Here is a 16,148-nt window from a genome sequence, read left to right on the forward strand (position 1 = left end):
GCTCACATCGCGAAGTAGGCGAGCTCGCCGCCGATGACGGTGGCCGCGACCATGCCGGCGTCCAGCTCGGCCAGCACCGTGGCCGGCGGCTCACTGAGCACGCAGAGGTCGCCCGGCTGCCCGGTTTCGATGCTCCGGGACCGGCCCGGCCGCTCCGGCCGGCCGAGGAACATCGTCACGGCCCGGCGCGCCGACACACGTTCGCCGGCGTTGAGAACGACGCCGCTCGGCGTGGTGCGGTACACGGCGGCGCGCATCGCGGTCCACGGGTCGCCGTGGCCGAACGGCAGGTCGGTGGACAGCGCCACCGGCACCCTCGCCTCGAGCAACGACGCGACGCGCCAGAGCTGCCCGTGCTCGGCGACGGGGACGTCGGCGAGGTACTGGTCGCCGCGCTCGGCGACGAAGTTGGGCTGCGTCACCACGGTGACCCCGAGATCGGCGAGGTCGGCCAAGGTGTCGTCGGGCACCATGGCGGCATGCTCGATCCGGTCCAGCGGATGGCTCCCGGCGGCGCGCAGGGCCGCGATCGCCACCACCAGCTGGGCGGCGGTGACGCAGTGGACGGCGACCGGCCCGCCGGCGGCGTGGCGTTCGCCGATCCAGCGGGCGAGGTCGTCGAGGTCGAGGCGATCTTCCCGCAGGATTCTCTTGCCCGGCGACAGGAAGCCCAGGCGCGGCCGGAACTCGCCGCGGCGCTGCGCCGACGACAGCGACTCCATCTCGGCCGGATCGAGGTCGGGGGTGGCGTCGGTGACGCCGGTGACGCCGTAGGCGGTGATGCGGCGGCTGAGCTCGGCCAGGTCGCTTTCGCGCCGCAGCACGGCGTCCGACCAGCCGCGCTCGCCGCTGCGCAGGCGCCCGTCGGGGTGCTCGGCCAGCCCGACCCGGCCCAGCGCCGCGGAGTTGAGGATCCACAGCGCGCCGCTGCGGTGCTGGATGCGCACCGGGACCGTGGGCACCACGGCGTCCAGGAAGCTGCGGTCCAACTCCCCGGCGACCGATTCGTGGTATCCGATGGCGCGAATCCATCCGTCGGGACCCGGCGGGGCATTGGAGAGCAGTCGCCTCAGCTCGGTGTCGGTGCGCACGCCGGGCGGCCCGACGAGAAACGAGTCCAGCGCGGCGGCGGCCGAGCGGACGTGCACGTGGTGGTCGTGGAGTCCGGGCAGGACCGTGCCGCCGTTGGCGTAGAGGACGCCTTCCCCGTGCCGGGCGGCCAGGTCGCCCGGCGGCGCGCCGACCTCCCGCACGAGCTCGTCCACCCTGATGTCGACGATCCTGCCGTCGAGCAATGCCGCTTGCTTGATCAGCATGCCGGGCAACGTCTTTCGGCGACCAGACGGCGTACCTCGCCGTTGTCGGCGCCGAGTGCGGCCGCGGGCAGGCACGCGGCCGGCGGCCGCGGTGGCGGCGCCGCGCAGGGCGACACCGACGGCTCCGCCGGCAGCGCGGCATAGGTCGCGGCGATGCCGGCCATCGACACCCGGATCAGTTCGCCGCCGCCCCGGCCCAGCGCTTCGGTCACCGCCGAGGCCGCCTCCAGACCGGTCAACGGATCGGCGACCGCGTCCGCGCAGAAGACCGGCCCCTCCGGCCCGGCGCCGACCAGGCCGCCGCCGACCGCGGCATCGTCCCCGAACGCGGGCCGTCCGGGCTGATCGTCATATCCGCTGACCTGCAACCAGATTCGGCCCGCTCTGGGCGCCACGTGCCCGGGCCCGAGCCCGCGCCGCGCCAGGGCCGCCGGGCGTGAGCCCTCGATGACGACGTCAGCGGCCGCGAGCAGTTCGCGCAGCTCGTCGGCCGCGCGGTCGAAATCCACGGCATAGGAGAGCTTTCCGCCGTTGATCCAGTCGAAGAAGGCGCGGCCGCCCGCCCGGGTGCCGTCCGGGCGGCGCGGGCTCTCGACCTTCACGACGGTCGCCCCGGCGCGTGCCAGCAACTGCCCGCACAGCGGGCCGGCCCACATCGAGGACAGGTCGGCCACCAGCAGGCCCGGCACTCCGCGGGCGGGCGCGCGCGGGCCCGTTCGGCGGATCCGGGGCGCCGTGGGCGCGGCCTCACCAAGTCGGGCTGCCGGAATGTCCAGCAGGGTGGCACGTTCGGTGATCTCCGACGCCGGACGCGTTGCGGCCCAATGCGCGAGCGCCGGCCACGGGTCCTCGGGCACGTCGTCGGCCCGCAGCAGCGCCGGGACGGCCGCGAGGTCGTCGGGCCGAGACAGCGTGAGCGCACACCAGTCGTCGCGGGCCGCCAGCAACCGCGTGGCGCCGCCGGCCGACACTCGGCCCCCGCGGGACAGTCCGAGCAGCGCGGCGCGCCCGGTCAGCAGTCCGGCCGCATCGACGGCCACCCCCGTGCGCGCGGTGACCGCGGCGGCCACCCGCCCGGCGCGGCCCAACACGTTCGCCCGGGAGAAGTCGGGGGGGCCGTCGGGTCGCCCGGTCAGGTAGGCCAGCCCGCTGCTCCCCCAACTTCTGGGCCACACGTCCGGTGCCGAACTCACCCCACCATGGTGCTCGCAGGGTGCCGGGCCCGCGGCGCAAGGGGCGAGTCGGTCACGACGGCGATGCGCCACCGAGTGCTCACGTCCCGGTCCCAGGGACCGGGGGATTGCTTCTCTTCTAATAAGACTAAACGAATTGTTTTGGTGCTAGTAAAATACTTCTGGTACGCAAACCGCCTCCAACGCATTCGTCGCTCTTGACGATGACCGGGCCCGGCGGAGTCGTGGGGCGGGATCCCTTGCGCCCGTCGGCTCGCCCGATCCGACCGCCGTGGGCCCGGTCGTCGAGACGGCTGACGCAGTCGCGGCCGCTCCGGCCACCGCCCTGACGAAGCCAACCGCGCGTTTGCCCGCTGGCCGAGCCCGGGCCCGCGTGTATCGGGTCCTCAACGCCCGCGACGCGGTGCGTCCGCGCCCATTGTAATGGCCTTTTCCTCAGCGCCGACTCGTGTGCAGCAGGGCCCGGGACGCTTCCGACGCCCTGCGCCGCGAGGTCGCTGGGGTGTCCCATGACATGCAGGCGGCCGACGGGGGAAACGGACCGGGCGGCGTGACCGGCAGACCCGTTGGACCCGCCGGACCCGCCGGACCCGGCCGGACCTCGGACTGCGTGCGGCGCGACCGAGCGAGCGCGCAGCGGCGGGCAGCGCAGCGGTCGACATCAGATGCCGTTGACGCAGCTCACATCGGCGCGTGCCCAAACCTTGAGGCGGAACGGTGCACCATGGGGCGGAATTGTGACTTGGAGCATATTTTACTTGTGTTTTACAGATAATAAGTTTTAATTGGACCGGCTCCTTGTACTCTCAGTGGACACGTGTCGTCGTCATCGCTGACACATGGGGCCTCGGGAAGGCAATCGCACAACCTCCAGTGCTGTGCGACGTACCACGTGTCACCAACCAGGCAGGCGGTTTCGGATGCAGCCACGCAGGCAGGTGAGTTGCGGGCCTCGGTGGACGCGTTCACCGGGTCGGCTCGGTGACTCGCATGCGCCTGGGCGGGACAATCTCTGGTGCGGTTGTCGCGCGATCACGGCCCGCACGACGCAGGAGTGCACCGCCGCTCGGAGCTTGACATGATCGATTTCGGTGGCCTGCCGCCGGAGGTCAACTCCGCAAGAATGTATGCCGGCCCCGGCGCCGGGTCGCTGTCTGCCGCCGCGGTGGCCTGGGACAACTTGGCCGCCGAATTGAACTTCGCGGCGGGCCACTACAGATCAGTGGTCGCCGGTTTGACCGCGGGACGATGGCTGGGCCCCGCGTCGCTGTCGATGGCATCCGCATTCGGACCCTATGTGGCATGGACGGTCGGCCTTGCCGCCCGCGCGGCGGAGTCTGCCGGCCAAGCCAGACTCGCCGTGGAGGCCTACGAGGCCGCGTTCACGATGACGGTGCCGCCGACCGCGGTCGCCGCCAACCGGGTCCGACTCGCGACATTAGTTGCCACCAATTTTTTCGGCCAGAACTCGGCGGCGATCGCCGCCACCGAAGCCGAATACGGCGAGATGTGGGCGCAGGATGCCGCGGCCCTCTACGAATACGCCGCACATTCGGCCATCGCTTGCGAATTGACGCAACTGGTCCAGCCGCCGCAGGTGGTGAACCCGGCAGGGGCGGCCACTCAGGCGACGGCGGTTGCCAACTCCGCGGCGGCATCGCCGGCACAGCAGCTGTCGCTGGCCAACCTGGTTTCCTCGATTCCTTCCATGCTGTCGGCACTTTCGTCGCCCGCTTCGACCCTGGCGGGCCTTACCGGCTCGTCGCCGGGTTTCGAGGTGGCGGCCTACGCCTTGCCCTCCTGGTCCATGGCGGCGGCAACCCCGGTCTACGCACTGTCCTCCATCCTCGGAATCGCCCAGAGCGGACAGGGTTTGGCGGGGGCCTTCACCGCTGTGGAAGGAGCTGCGGAAGGTGCGGCCGCCGAGGCAGCCGGGGCGGCCGCCTCGGGAGCCGAGGCGCTCGGATCGCTCGGCCCCGGACTGTTGGGGAGCCTGGGCACCGCGACCTCGCTGGGCCCCTTGTCGGTGCCGGCGAGCTGGACGAGCGTCATTCCCTCGGCCCAGATGATCGGCTCCGTCACCCCTTTGTCGGACGCCGGCCTGCACGGAGCCGGCATGTCGCCAAGCGTGCTGGGCGCGGCGCCGCGCGCCGCCATGGCTGGTGCCGCGAGATCGGTCGGGCCCCGGTACGGCAACATCCCCACGATCATGGCACGCCCTCCCTCCGGCGGATACGTGTAGGCCGGGCGATGACCACGGACCGGCTCTTTCCCCGAGCACATTCAGCAGTGGCCACAGCCGGCGGCTTCGTCGACGGCGGCGGTTCCCCCCGCTACTCGTGGTCGCGGCGCCAAGGCAAGCAATCGTGCGTAGTCAGCTGTCACGCCAGCGGCGGGCAGGTGCCGGCGGGGGAGTACGGGATCCGCTGGCATGGAGAGGACTTCGGCGTCGAATGGCCCCTGGCGACGAGCCGATTGGCGGCGGTAAAGAAGGCGGCATCATGCTGATCGCCCCCACCGGAGCCCGGCGCCGCTTTGAGGTGTCATCGCATCGCCAACCGCGGGAAAGCATCGACATGATCCCCGACACGCGGCCCGCCGCAGTTGTGCGAATGGCCCTCAGCGGCAGCATCGTTGAGCGTCGCGAATTCGACGAGGTGTTGTCGGTCATCGCCTCCCGGCTGCTATCGGCATCAAGTGTCGGCTTGGCGGTGGGGTCGGTCAATCTCGACCACCTGGGCCATTTCCACAACGCCAGCGCGGCGCCCGTCGGCGCGCTGGAATGGCTGTTTCTGGCCGACGGCATGCCGATCGCCTGGCGAGGCCGGCTGCTCACCGGCAAACGGTGGCCTCGAATCACCGGCACAGACCTGCTCCCCAGCGTGCTGCTGTTGGCCGAAAGGACCGGTCAGCGGGTCGGCTTCTTCGGCGGCAGCGTCGAGACCCACCGCCTGCTGTCCGGTGTTCTGCGTGAACGTTTTCCGGCGCTTGCTATTTCAGGAATGTGGGCGCCGGACGCACGCAGCATCGCGTCGTCCTCCGCCGAGTGGGCTGCGGCGATCCGCAGTGCACGCACCGACATTCTGATCGTCAGCCTCGGCAAGCCACGGCAGGAGCAGTGGATCGACCAGCACGGCTGCGCGTCGGGTGCCCGGATATTCCTGCCGTGCGGCGCCGCGATCGGCCACTTGGCGGGCGACGTCAAGCGGGCTCCCGGCTGGATGCAGGACTGCGGACTCGAATGGCTGTTCAGGTTGATCAACGAGCCCCGCCGGCTGGCGCGTCGCTATCTGCTGCATGGTCCCATCGCCTTACTTCGCGTGACACGGGCGCAGCTCATCCGCCACCCGGGCGCGCATCACGCGGTCACGCCGGTCGGCGCCTGCGCCGACCCGTCCGACACCGGCCAATTCTGGATGCAGTCCGAAACGACGAGTGTGTAGACACAGGTTGACGGTGATGACCTCAGTAATCCAGCGGCCGACGAATGGTTCACCGGTCAACTCTTATCCGACACCGCCGCAGGGTCGAAATACCGGGCAGCGCTGGCAGATCCGGTATTCGCACCGGATACGTGCCACCGATTCGCTGATCGTCTGCGGGTCGGTGATGCTCGCCCAATACCTGCGGTTCGGCGCCTACCCGGAACTTTCGGGTTACCCGGGCCCGCTGATGACGCTGTTCTCCTTGGTTTTCATCGGTCTGTGGCTGTCGTGTCTGACGATATTCAGAACCAGGTCGACGCACGTCATCGGAGCGGGGATCGACGAGTATCGACGCATCTGCAGCGCGTCGTTCTGGACGTTCGGAATCATCGCGATGGTGACGCTCCTCGCCAGGATCGAGCTGGCCCGCGGCTATCTGGCCGTCGCACTTCCCGTCGGCACCATCGGACTGCTGAGCAGTCGCAGCATGTGGCGCAGATACATCTGCGGCAGGCGTGAGCACGGCGAGTACCAGACGGCGGTATTGGCGATCGGACACCGGCGCGAAGTTTCACGCATGGTCCATGAAATGCAGTGCAATCCAGGCGACGGTTACGTCGTCGTCGGGGTGTGCATACCGGGATACGGTCCCCCCCGCGGCGAATCCCTGACCGCCGGAGACCGCGAAGTACCCATCCTCGGTGACGAATCCCACGCGCTGGATGCGATCACCTGCTGCGGTGCGGACGCCGTGGTGGTGACCCAGACGGAGAAGTTAGGGTTCCACGCGATCAGAAACCTGATGTGGCAGTTGGAAACGACGGATGTGGACCTCACGGTGTCGCCGGGGGTCGTCGACGTCGCCGGCGCACGGTTGACCCTGCGGCCCATCGCCGGATTCCCGCTCCTGCATGTCGAGAAGCCGCGATACGAAGGGACCCAGCGGTTTCAAAAGCGCGCGTTCGACTTCTTCTTCGCGCTGGCAGCGCTCTGTGTAGCGTCGCCGCTTCTGGTCGCCTGTGCGATCGCCATCAAGCTGACCAGCAGAGGACCTGTCTTCTACCGTTCCGAACGCATTGGTCTCAACGGTCAGCCCTTCACGATGCTGAAGTTGCGCACGATGGCGACAGGCGCCGACGCCCAAGTCGACCGTCTGCTGCACCTCAATGAGGGAGCCGGCGGGGTCCTGTTCAAAATGCGTGAAGACCCGCGCATCACACCCGTCGGCAGAGTTCTGCGCCGGTTCAGCCTCGACGAACTGCCCCAGTTCATCAACGTGCTGAAACAGGAGATGAGTGTGGTCGGGCCACGGCCGCCATTGCGCCGCGAAGTCGAGAACTACGACCGTCATGTCAATCGGCGGCTGCTGGTGAAGCCGGGCGTCACCGGAATCTGGCAGGTAAGCGGCCGTTCGGAACTTTCCTGGGACGAGTCGGTCCGGCTGGATCTGTCCTATATCGACAACTGGTCGATGGCGGGCGACCTCATGATCATCACCAAAACGGTGAAAGCGGTATTGGCAGGCCACGGGGCATACTAGGTGGAGTGAAACATGCCGACCTATAACCGGAACAGCTCAGCGCAGCAACCGATTCACCGTCCGGTTTGCCGGTCGCCGTTTCTCGCGCCGCCACCGTGTCCCCAACCCCCGCGCAGGTACCGCGGCCGCGTCGGCGCAATCGTCGGAGCCGCCTTTCTGGGCGCCGGGATCGCGATGCTTGCCCTGTTCTCGCGCCTGCAGAGCAGCGACTTCAGTTCCCAGGACAGGCACTATCTGGCGGTGATCCGCAATCCCTGCGAACACGGCGAGGTCCTGGACACGACTCGTTGCAGCAGTTGGGGCCAGCAGCGTTGGCGCTGGCCGGATGACAGAACACTGGTCAAGGATGCAAACGACGTCTGCGCGGCGGAGGCCGGTGCCCAGCGGGAGGAGAAGATCCGGACCGGCGGCAGCTTGATCGCGGCACGCCATCCCGCTTTCTTCGATTTGCAAGTTGGGGTGGAGGAGGTCGCCGCGCGCAATGTCTATTGCCCGAACGTGATTGCGCCCGCCGGCGAGAGCCCCGACCTCGCTGCGGCGACCGAGCTCACGGGGAAGCCGTGACGGTTTCTGCCACCTACGCAGCCTTCGTGCCACGCCGCTGCCCCTACCACCGCTCTGCGAGCACGCGCACTGCCGGCGACGGCGGCCTGGCCGCGAGGTGTGGGCCGGCTTCGATGTAGGCATCTCGGCGGCGCCCGCGCAGAGTCCGGCGTCCAGGCCATGCCGGCCGCACCGCCGGTCATCACCGTATGTCGGCGACCGCCACGAATTCGTGCAACGCGCGAGCACCTTCTGGTTTATTAGAGGTGCAAGCCGTCTGTGCAGGCATCCAGAACGCGAGGTGGGCCCCGGTCATGACTGAGCCGACCGCACCCGGAACGGGCGCGCCGGCGATACCCGTCGCGCGGCTGGCCCATGCGTTCTCGGTCCAGCTGGTCTGCCGGGTACTCGGGATGCTGGCCTCGGCGGTGTCGGTGGCGATGACCGCGCGGTTTCTGGGTCCCGGACGCTACGGCCAGCTGACCGTGGCGGTCGCGTTCGTCGGCATGTGGATCAGCCTGGTCGACCTCGGTATCGGTCGCGTGATCGTGCGCCGCGTCGCCGCCGGGGGCGCCGACCTCGAACGACTCGTGCGGGTCTACAACGGACTGTCCCTGGTGTACTGCGTGCCGCTGGCGGCATTGGCAGCGGGCTCCGGGTTGCTTCTCTATCACGATCACGACGTGCGCGTGATGCTTGTGGTGTTGTCGGCACAGCTGCTCATGTTGACGATGACGACCCGGCTGGAGCCGGTTTTTCTGGTCACCGTGCGGTTTTCCGCGGTGGCCATCTCCGACCTCGTCAGCCGACTGGCCACGCTGGCCGCGGTGACTTTTCTGGTGTTCGAACGCGAGGACGTCATCTGGTTCGCGGTCGTGCAGCTGATTCCGACAGCGTTGCAAGTTCTCATCCAGAGCCATGCGGCCGGACGGCACGTGTCGTTGCGACCGGTCTTCGCGCCGCGGGAGGCTGCTGATCTGTTGCGGGACAGCTTTTTTCTGATGGGGGTGACGGTAATCACCGTCCTGTACTGGCGCGTCGACGGGGTGATCTTGTCTTTGGTGAACACGCATACGGAGGTCGGCGTCTACGGGCTGGCCTTCTCGATCGCGATCAACACCCTGATCGTGTCGGTGTTCTTCCTCAAATCCACACTTTCGACTGCCACGGAGTTGTTTTCGCGTGATGTCGTGGCATTTGCCGGGTTCATCCGCCGCAGTGTCGAGTTGATGTATTTTCCGGCGGTCCCGATCGCCGTAGTCGGCGCGTTGGTCGCCGGACCTCTGATCGCATTGTTTGGCAGCCAGGCGTTCGTGGAGCGCGGCGCGCCGACGCTGACGTTGCTGTTGACCGCAGTGGCTCTGCGCTTCGTTACCACCACCCTCGGCGAGGGTCTGTTCGCCAGCCACCACCAGCGGTTCTGGTTCGGTTTGTCCGCCGCCACTTTGGCGATCAACGTCGTGCTCAACCTGGCTCTCGACGGCAGGTTGGGCGCCGTGGGGGCGGGTGTCGCATTGGTGTGCACGGAAGCGTTCAACATGACCGTCGCCAGCTGGTGGCTGCGCCGCCAGTGCGGTTACCGTACGCCGGTGCTGTTCTTGCTGCGGGTGTTGATACCGACGGGAGCGAGTGTCGTTGTGACGGAGCTCCTTTCGGGTCAGCACGTGGTACTGGTTCTGGCCGCCGCCGCCATCGTCTACCTCGCCACCAGTGCGGCCGTCGGCCCGCTCACCTGGTCGACGATGTCCTCCCTGCGCCGGATGCAGGCGACGCCATGACCCGTCGGGAGCGGGCCTACATGACCCGTCGGGAACGGGCACAGATGAAACGCCGGATGGACCGCGCCTATCTGCGCCAACCGGCCCGCAGCGGCGTCGCGCCGCATTCCGAGCGCCCGCTCGCCGTCCTTATCGTGTCCCACGCGCCCCACGAACTGCTCGAGATGTGCCTGAGCAGCGTCGCCGAGCAGGTGCCCGAACTGCCGGTTTACGTCCACCACAGCGGCGCCGACGCAGATCCCCGTCGCGCGCAACTCGCCATCCTGTTCCCCACGGTCCACTGGGTGCCGCAACCGGCAAACCTCGGCTCCTCCGCAGCGTTCAACGCGTTGGTGGAACAGACGCCGGGCGGCACCGACCTGTTGTTGCTCCATGCCGACTACCGTCTGCAGAGCCCGTTGGACCGCACCCGTGAGTTGCTGCGCCGGCCCGGCGTGGCCGCCGTTTCGCCGATGGTTCGTGACGACGCCGCACCCGGTCGGGAGCCGTGGGACTGCGCGACACGTCGCCGGACACTGATTCGCTCGCTGGTCGCGGCCGCGGGCTACGCCGAATCGCTCCGCGGCACCCCCGTGTCACACCTTCATGCCCGGCAGCCTCCCGAATCCGAAAGCATAGAAGGCTCTCTGAGCGCCAACTGCCTGGCGATCAGTCGGGCGGCGTGGGACGCGATCGGCGGCTTCGACGAGGAATTCCTCGGCCACGGTGAGGAAGCCGATTGGCAGGACCGTGCCCGCAGGGCCGGTTGGCGCATTCTGCTCGCCGACGAACTCGGGGCAGTCCGCGCTCAGCCGGCGCCCGGCGTGGTCGGGCGCGGAAACGATTCCACGGTCGGTCGCCTAGCGGCTGGTCAGCGCCGCGACCGGGACGTGGAACGCACCAACACCGCCCTGCTACTCGAACACCAGGCCGGCGTGCACGCCGCGGACCTGTTTCTGGTCGGCACGACGCTGTTGGAACGACTGCAGCGCCCGAAAACAGCTGTGCGGGTTCGTGATCGCCGCCGCACAGACCTGCCGGCGATCGTGATCACCACCAACCGCCTCGTCTACGGGGGCGCCGAGCGGCAAAAAGCCCTGCTGGCCGCGGAATTGGACCGCCGCGGCTACCCGGTCACCATCGTGTGCATGCAACGCTTCGGCCCTTTGATCAAGGAAATTCCCCGGGGCGTGCGCGTGGTGCGCCAGCCCTGGTGGGCGCCGTTCGTCGACCTGCCCACGGGTCCGGCGGTGCTCATCAGTGGCGACACCAACACCGAGACGGGATTCGCGACGTTGTGGCGCGCGGTATCCCGCGATCGGCGCTGGTTGGTCGCTCCGCATGTCCCTCCCGAGGAGGACCGGCCGATCTACTCGAGGCCGCTCGCCGGTGCGATGTGCCGTGCGGACGGTTTCGTCGCACTGGCACAACGTCATTGGGAGATGCTTACGGCTACTCACCGGCTCAGCGGACGGTGCTTCACCGCGCCCAACGGTGTCGCCGGGACCGGCTCGCCGACCCCCCATGTCCGGGCGGCCGGCGAGCCGCCACACCTGGTGATGCTCTCCCGGATCGTCGAGCACAAAAACCCGCATCTGTTGATCGACGCGCTGGGCGGCCTCACCGATGCGCGGTGGAGGCTTTCGATCTTCGGTGACGGCCCTGATCGGGAGCGGTTGCAGGCCCTCACCCCCGCCGGGCTGCGAGAGCGGGTGCGGTGGTGCGGATGGTCAACGGGCCCGGGACCCGCACTGGACGACGCCGATCTGCTCTGCGTCCCGAGCCGCTCCGAGGCATTCCCGCTGGTGATTCTCGAGGCCATGGCTCGGGCCGTTCCGGTTGCCGCGTCGGCGGTCTGCGCCGTTCCGGAGATGCTGGATTTCGGAGCAGCCGGCTTTGTCGTGGAGCCCGTGTCGGTGTCGGGATGGCGCGAACACCTGGCCCGGATCCTGGCAGACCCCGCCATTCTGCCGTCCGTTGGCCTTCGCGGCTTCGAACGCATGCGCAAGCACTACACGGTGGGGGCGATGACCGACGCCTACCTCGACGCCGTCAACGCCGTACTGTGAACGCGTCTCGAGTGCTGTGGCTTTCGCCGTGGATGCGGTCGCTGGCGCGGGTGCAGGCCGAAGCTCTGCGCCGCCGGGGAACCGACGTACTGTTGGTGACCACCGACCAGCATCCGGAGTCCGACGCCGCGCGCGACTACGAACTGGTGCTCGACCCGGGTTTACGAGCCGCCGCGTCGTGGCCCGCTATCTTCTCGGCCCGGCGGTGCGTTCGCGCATTTCGACCCGACGTGGTGATCACCGAACTGGTGCGCGATCCCCGCTGGATCGCGCTGGCCGGCCGGACACCGCGGATTCAGCTGGTGCACGACGCCGGCCCGCACGACGCCATAGAACAGCGGCGGGCCTACGAACCGGTGATATTCGACCGATGGGGCGCCCGCTCGGCCGCCACCCTCAGCTACAGCGAGTACGTCGCAGCCGCCGTCGCCACTCGCCGCGACGTAGCCGGCACGCGTGTGTATGTGTCGCCGCTCACCAGCGACCTCGACCCCACGCTGGTTCCGCCGCTGGTGGGGCCGCAAGGACGGCACGGCTTCGCCATGGTCGGCCGGCTCTACCCGTACAAGAACGTCGATGTCGTGCTGGCCGCCTGGCAACGACACGTCGACGGCGGCGGCTGGCGCGGCGACGACCTCGCGCTCATCGGTGACGGACCTGGGTACGAGGGCGCCCTGCCCGAACACACGCACCGGCTCTCCGGCTGGTACCGCTATCGCGACGTCGTGGCGCTACTGGCCGCCGCGAAAGGGTCGGTCACCCACTACCGGCGTGCCTCACAAAGCGGCGTTCAGGTGCTCTCGATGCAGCTGGGCGTGATGCCGATCGTCTCCCCCGCCGGCGGCCTGCCCGAATACCAGCCTCCTGGCTGCCCGCCTGTCGGTGTGGACGACGTGGCCGGGCTCGCCGCCACCTTCGATGCCCTGGCAGACCCGTTCACCGCGGCGAACCAGGGCGCCGCGGCGGCGCGCCACTACGCGCGCCGATTCGCCGTCGACCGCGTCGTGGATCGCTTGCTGGACGTCATCGCCGAGGTGCTGGCCGGTGCGGTGTGACGGCAACATCGGCATACCCGTTCACCCCTTCTGGGCGACCAGCGCGACATTGTCCGAGAAAAGACCGAGCTTGCACAGCAAGGTGCCACACCAGCGGCGCAACGCAGACGCGGGCAACAGCCCCAAAATCTTTTCGACTGACGACTCGATCCGCAGGAAAAAGAATCCCAACTTGTCAGAGTCAGCGAAATTTCCGGCGCCCAGGATCGTCACGAGCACACGAAATCTCCGGGGCACGAAACCACAGTGGACGGAGACGAAACCGGCCCGCCGCACCGCCTCGGCCAGTTCGCGGTTCGTATATTCCTTGAGGTGCATCCCTTGTGGTTCGGCGATTTTGAAAACACGAGAAACGTCGTGTGGTCCGGTATATCTGTTCGGCGTGTTGAATACATATCGCCCACCCTTCTTCAGGATGGAGTGGACGCCCCGCAAATGACAATCCAGATCGTCGGGATGAAGATGTTCGATCACTTGATCGGAGACCACGGCATCGTAAGTCCCGGCGGGCTCGAAGGTGCCCAGGTGCACACCGTCCGACCTTCCCCAGGAAAGGTTCGGGTGCGCGTCGGCCACCAGCGCTTCTCCGCGTTTGCCGGTGATCTCGCTCCCCTTGCAGTGGTGACCGTTGCGGGCCAGGAACACAATCAGGTCCCCGTGCCCGGATCCGATTTCATAGACCGACTTCGGCGGTGGACCGACTAATTGCAACCATCTCGCGAATCTTTCAGCGGGCGGTGCGGTGTCGGCATCGCCTGAGAACTTGTTGAGCCAGTCCAACTCGTCGTACAGCCGCGTGTAACAACGATCGAAGACGCCCCATCTTTCGCCGGGGGCGGATTGCAGCAATTCTGCCGTCAGTTGTCTTTCAAGCTGCCAATGATGCAAAATCATCTGCCGGGTAATATCGACCTCGGCCGGGATGCTGTAGATCTTCTTGTAGCGGGCGATCAACTTTTTTTCCCTGGGTTCCATCAAGCTTCTATCCCTTGCTTCGCGATGAGCGGCCAACGGCGCGGGACACGGTACTGCGTGAACACCCCGGCGTCGATATTTCAGCGTCGCAGTGAAATGCGCCCGCTGCGCACCACGATGACCGCGGCACCGACGACGGCCACGGCAAGCCACGCTCCGCCGAACCACCACAGCCAGCCCAGGCCGGAGTTGCTTCCCGGTGTTGCGCCCGCAGCGACCACGTTCCTGGGATCGACGGTCACAGGGTCATGCCCGGGCACGGACACCACCGCGACACCCCTGATGCCCGACCAGTGCTTCCTGTCGCTGCCGAACCACCGGAGGAGTTCGTCGAGCTGAGCGGGCGCGCCGTTGGACGTCGCGACCAGCAACGACCGGCCGCGGTCGAACAGCGCTTGCAGGGAACCGAACTGGATTGTCGGGTCCAGTGAGAGCGTGGTCGGCTTGCCGTCGGTCCCGAAGGCGTTGAGGGTGATCGGCCCGCTGGACCCCGCGGACACCGGAAGCACGACGTCGGGATGGTTCCATCCGTCCGCGGCGACCACCACGGCGGGATCGGAGGATTCGAGCGCTTTTTTCGGCGTCGTCACGACGGTGCCGATCGGGATCGAGCTGATGCGCTGCAGGCCCACCATGATGTCGGCGGCACGCGCAGTGTCACCGAAGGAGCGTGGCTCGACACCCACCTGCACCTTGGGCATGAGCGCCTGCGGCACAGAACGCAGGCCGTCGGGCACCGGCGGCTTGGCCGGTCTGCTCTGCACGACGGTGTCGCCGTCGATGGTCAATGTGAGGGCCCGGTCTCCGGCGCCGACGATGGAGAAGTCACCGCAACGTCCGGCGTTGGCCGCAAGATCCAATGTCACGTCAAGGGCGGTCCATCGCTGCAGCAGCCGATCCGGGACATCGACCCAGCGGTCGATCACACCATGACCGTCGGTGGGCCAATGGTCGATGGTCTCCTGTCCGATCGTCACGGCGATCTGGCCGCCCATGTCGGCCGGCGTCGGCGAGTAGGAACCCTGCAGGTGTACCCGGACCGCGTGGATGGACCTGCCAAATCGGGTCTGGTCCAACGGGATCGACACCTGTGGCCGCAGCGCCGTGGACGTGGCGAAGGGCATGCCCAATTCCCGCAGCGTGGTGCTGTCGCCGGGCAGCCGGACGCTGGGCTTCAGCGATTGCACAGAAGCCCGCGAAGCAAGGGCGAGTCCGGACAGATCGCTGAACAGCAACGCCGCGTTTGATTCCTCGGTCGGCCCCAGAGTGCCCGAGATCAACAGCCACGGCATACCGGTCGCACCCTGCAGGGAAAGTCCGTTGTCGGGTCCCTCTTTGACGACAATCTGCCGCTCCTGCGGTCGCGGCGGCGTCGGCGGTGCCGCCTGTCCGTCGCCCAGCGGGGCCATGACGATCTCGGGATCCTGCTGGCCGTAGTGCGCGGCCAAGGATGTGGCGAGTTGAATCGCCGTGTCGGACTCCGCGGGTGAAGGCGACTGCGGCACGAAGATGGTGAGTTTGCGCAGCACCGGGGGCAAGAATTGGGCTACGGTGATGGGCGGTTGCTCGACCCCGGTGTAGCTGATCGATGCGCGGACAAGCCGCAACGGGCTCCACGGGTAGACGCAAAACCCTTCTTCGGGGACGAGATATGCGCGCACTGAAAACGTCACCCAGTCGTCCACCACTTCTGCCCCGGTCAGCGGTATGACGATCGGCGCCTGATCGGCGGTGGGCAGATTCATCCTCACGATTTCGCGATCGTCCTGGGCGACGGAGATGATTCCCGCGCGAGAATTGATCGCCGGCTCGACGGTCGCATTCAATGCGGACGGCGTCAATCCGTGCGGGACCGGCACGCTCAACTGCACTATGCCGTCTAATCCGTAGAAGACCATGTCTGAGTCGAACCCCAGGTCCTTCAACGGCAGAGTCAACCTGGCGGTCGTGTCGGTTTCGGCAGGCTCGGTCGTCGTACCCGGTTCGTCGGGTTCGGCCCATGATGGCGGCGCACTCAGGGCCAGTAATCCGATCACACCGGCCAGTGCAATGGCTCTGCCCAGTGACTTCGGCATCATCACCCGATCAGTATGCATTGCTCATTGCATTTCAACCCAATTCCTTGATCATTCACTCTGCCCGGGGGCGCGAAAGCCGATCCGGCCGAGGTTCCCGCGAGCGCGCCTCACCGCCGAAACGTCGACGTGCATTCGGCGAATTCAACGCGCGGGGGAGGCGGCAACCGGCTGGACGCAGCTATCAGTCATGACTGCGG

Annotated in this window: 11 protein-coding genes; 7 read left to right on the forward strand and 4 right to left on the reverse strand. The window is 67.7% G+C overall.

All coding sequences use genetic code 11. From position 1 onward, the window contains the following. Positions 1 to 2 precede the first annotated feature (2 nt). Positions 3 to 1,316, reverse strand: coding sequence for an amidohydrolase family protein (locus FPZ47_RS06155; protein WP_144950268.1), 1,314 nt, complete (start codon positions 1,314 to 1,316; stop codon positions 3 to 5). Next, the gene (locus FPZ47_RS06160) at positions 1,310 to 2,509 is read right to left on the reverse strand and encodes a CoA transferase (RefSeq protein ID WP_246133335.1); all 1,200 of its coding nucleotides are present in this window, start codon (positions 2,507 to 2,509) and stop codon (positions 1,310 to 1,312) included. Before FPZ47_RS06160 ends, FPZ47_RS06155 begins: the two co-directional genes overlap by 7 nt. A 1,078-nt stretch (positions 2,510 to 3,587) precedes the next feature. On the opposite strand from FPZ47_RS06160, the gene FPZ47_RS06165 reads away from it, so the two are divergent. The 7 genes from FPZ47_RS06165 (at position 3,588) to FPZ47_RS06195 (ending at position 12,898) form a co-directional block, all read left to right on the forward strand. Beyond that, positions 3,588 to 4,751, forward strand: coding sequence for a PPE family protein (locus FPZ47_RS06165; RefSeq protein ID WP_144950267.1), 1,164 nt, complete (start codon positions 3,588 to 3,590; stop codon positions 4,749 to 4,751). Positions 4,752 to 4,962: 211 nt separating this feature from the next. Beyond that, positions 4,963 to 5,952 (forward strand): WecB/TagA/CpsF family glycosyltransferase, encoded by a 990-nt coding sequence (locus FPZ47_RS06170; RefSeq protein ID WP_246133334.1) that lies wholly within the window; start codon positions 4,963 to 4,965, stop codon positions 5,950 to 5,952. Positions 5,953 to 5,968: 16 nt separating this feature from the next. Continuing rightward, positions 5,969 to 7,474 carry a sugar transferase gene (locus FPZ47_RS06175; RefSeq protein ID WP_144950265.1) on the forward strand — a complete coding sequence of 502 codons (1,506 nt, stop codon included), beginning with the start codon at positions 5,969 to 5,971 and terminating at the stop codon, positions 7,472 to 7,474. A 12-nt stretch (positions 7,475 to 7,486) separates the two neighbouring features. Continuing rightward, positions 7,487 to 8,038, forward strand: coding sequence for a hypothetical protein (locus tag FPZ47_RS06180; RefSeq protein ID WP_144950263.1), 552 nt, complete (start codon positions 7,487 to 7,489; stop codon positions 8,036 to 8,038). Between the two features lie 293 nt (positions 8,039 to 8,331). After that, entirely contained in the window at positions 8,332 to 9,795 is a 1,464-nt protein-coding gene (locus tag FPZ47_RS06185; protein WP_144950261.1) for an oligosaccharide flippase family protein, read from the forward strand. A gap of 44 nt (positions 9,796 to 9,839) precedes the next feature. Continuing rightward, a complete protein-coding gene (locus FPZ47_RS06190; RefSeq protein ID WP_144950293.1) occupies positions 9,840 to 11,843 on the forward strand; it encodes a glycosyltransferase in 2,004 nt (667 codons plus the stop codon). Between the two features lie 11 nt (positions 11,844 to 11,854). Beyond that, positions 11,855 to 12,898, forward strand: a complete 1,044-nt coding sequence (locus tag FPZ47_RS06195; RefSeq protein WP_246133337.1) for a glycosyltransferase — start codon at positions 11,855 to 11,857, stop codon at positions 12,896 to 12,898. A 21-nt stretch (positions 12,899 to 12,919) separates the two neighbouring features. On the opposite strand, the gene FPZ47_RS06200 is transcribed toward FPZ47_RS06195, so the two are convergent. Both FPZ47_RS06200 and FPZ47_RS06205 read right to left on the reverse strand, forming a co-directional pair. Beyond that, positions 12,920 to 13,852 (reverse strand): class I SAM-dependent methyltransferase, encoded by a 933-nt coding sequence (locus tag FPZ47_RS06200; RefSeq protein ID WP_246859820.1) that lies wholly within the window; start codon positions 13,850 to 13,852, stop codon positions 12,920 to 12,922. 101 nt (positions 13,853 to 13,953) lie between these two features. Then, positions 13,954 to 15,969: a hypothetical protein gene (locus FPZ47_RS06205; RefSeq protein ID WP_144950257.1), complete on the reverse strand. Its 2,016-nt coding sequence runs from the start codon at positions 15,967 to 15,969 to the stop codon at positions 13,954 to 13,956. Positions 15,970 to 16,148 lie beyond the last annotated feature (179 nt).

Origin of the sequence: Mycobacterium helveticum (genome assembly GCF_007714205.1) — a bacterium.
GTDB classification, from domain to species: Bacteria; Actinomycetota; Actinomycetes; order Mycobacteriales; family Mycobacteriaceae; genus Mycobacterium; species Mycobacterium helveticum.

Coding starts and splice junctions, on each gene's coding strand:
- FPZ47_RS06190 (WP_144950293.1), top strand. CDS start 9,840: ATGAAACGCCGGATGGACCGCGCCTATCTGCGCCAACCGGCCCGCAGC.
- FPZ47_RS06155 (WP_144950268.1), bottom strand. CDS start 1,316: ATGCTGATCAAGCAAGCGGCATTGCTCGACGGCAGGATCGTCGACATC.
- FPZ47_RS06170 (WP_246133334.1), top strand. CDS start 4,963: ATGGCCCCTGGCGACGAGCCGATTGGCGGCGGTAAAGAAGGCGGCATC.
- FPZ47_RS06165 (WP_144950267.1), top strand. CDS start 3,588: ATGATCGATTTCGGTGGCCTGCCGCCGGAGGTCAACTCCGCAAGAATG.
- FPZ47_RS06175 (WP_144950265.1), top strand. CDS start 5,969: ATGACCTCAGTAATCCAGCGGCCGACGAATGGTTCACCGGTCAACTCT.
- FPZ47_RS06185 (WP_144950261.1), top strand. CDS start 8,332: ATGACTGAGCCGACCGCACCCGGAACGGGCGCGCCGGCGATACCCGTC.
- FPZ47_RS06205 (WP_144950257.1), bottom strand. CDS start 15,969: ATGCATACTGATCGGGTGATGATGCCGAAGTCACTGGGCAGAGCCATT.
- FPZ47_RS06180 (WP_144950263.1), top strand. CDS start 7,487: ATGCCGACCTATAACCGGAACAGCTCAGCGCAGCAACCGATTCACCGT.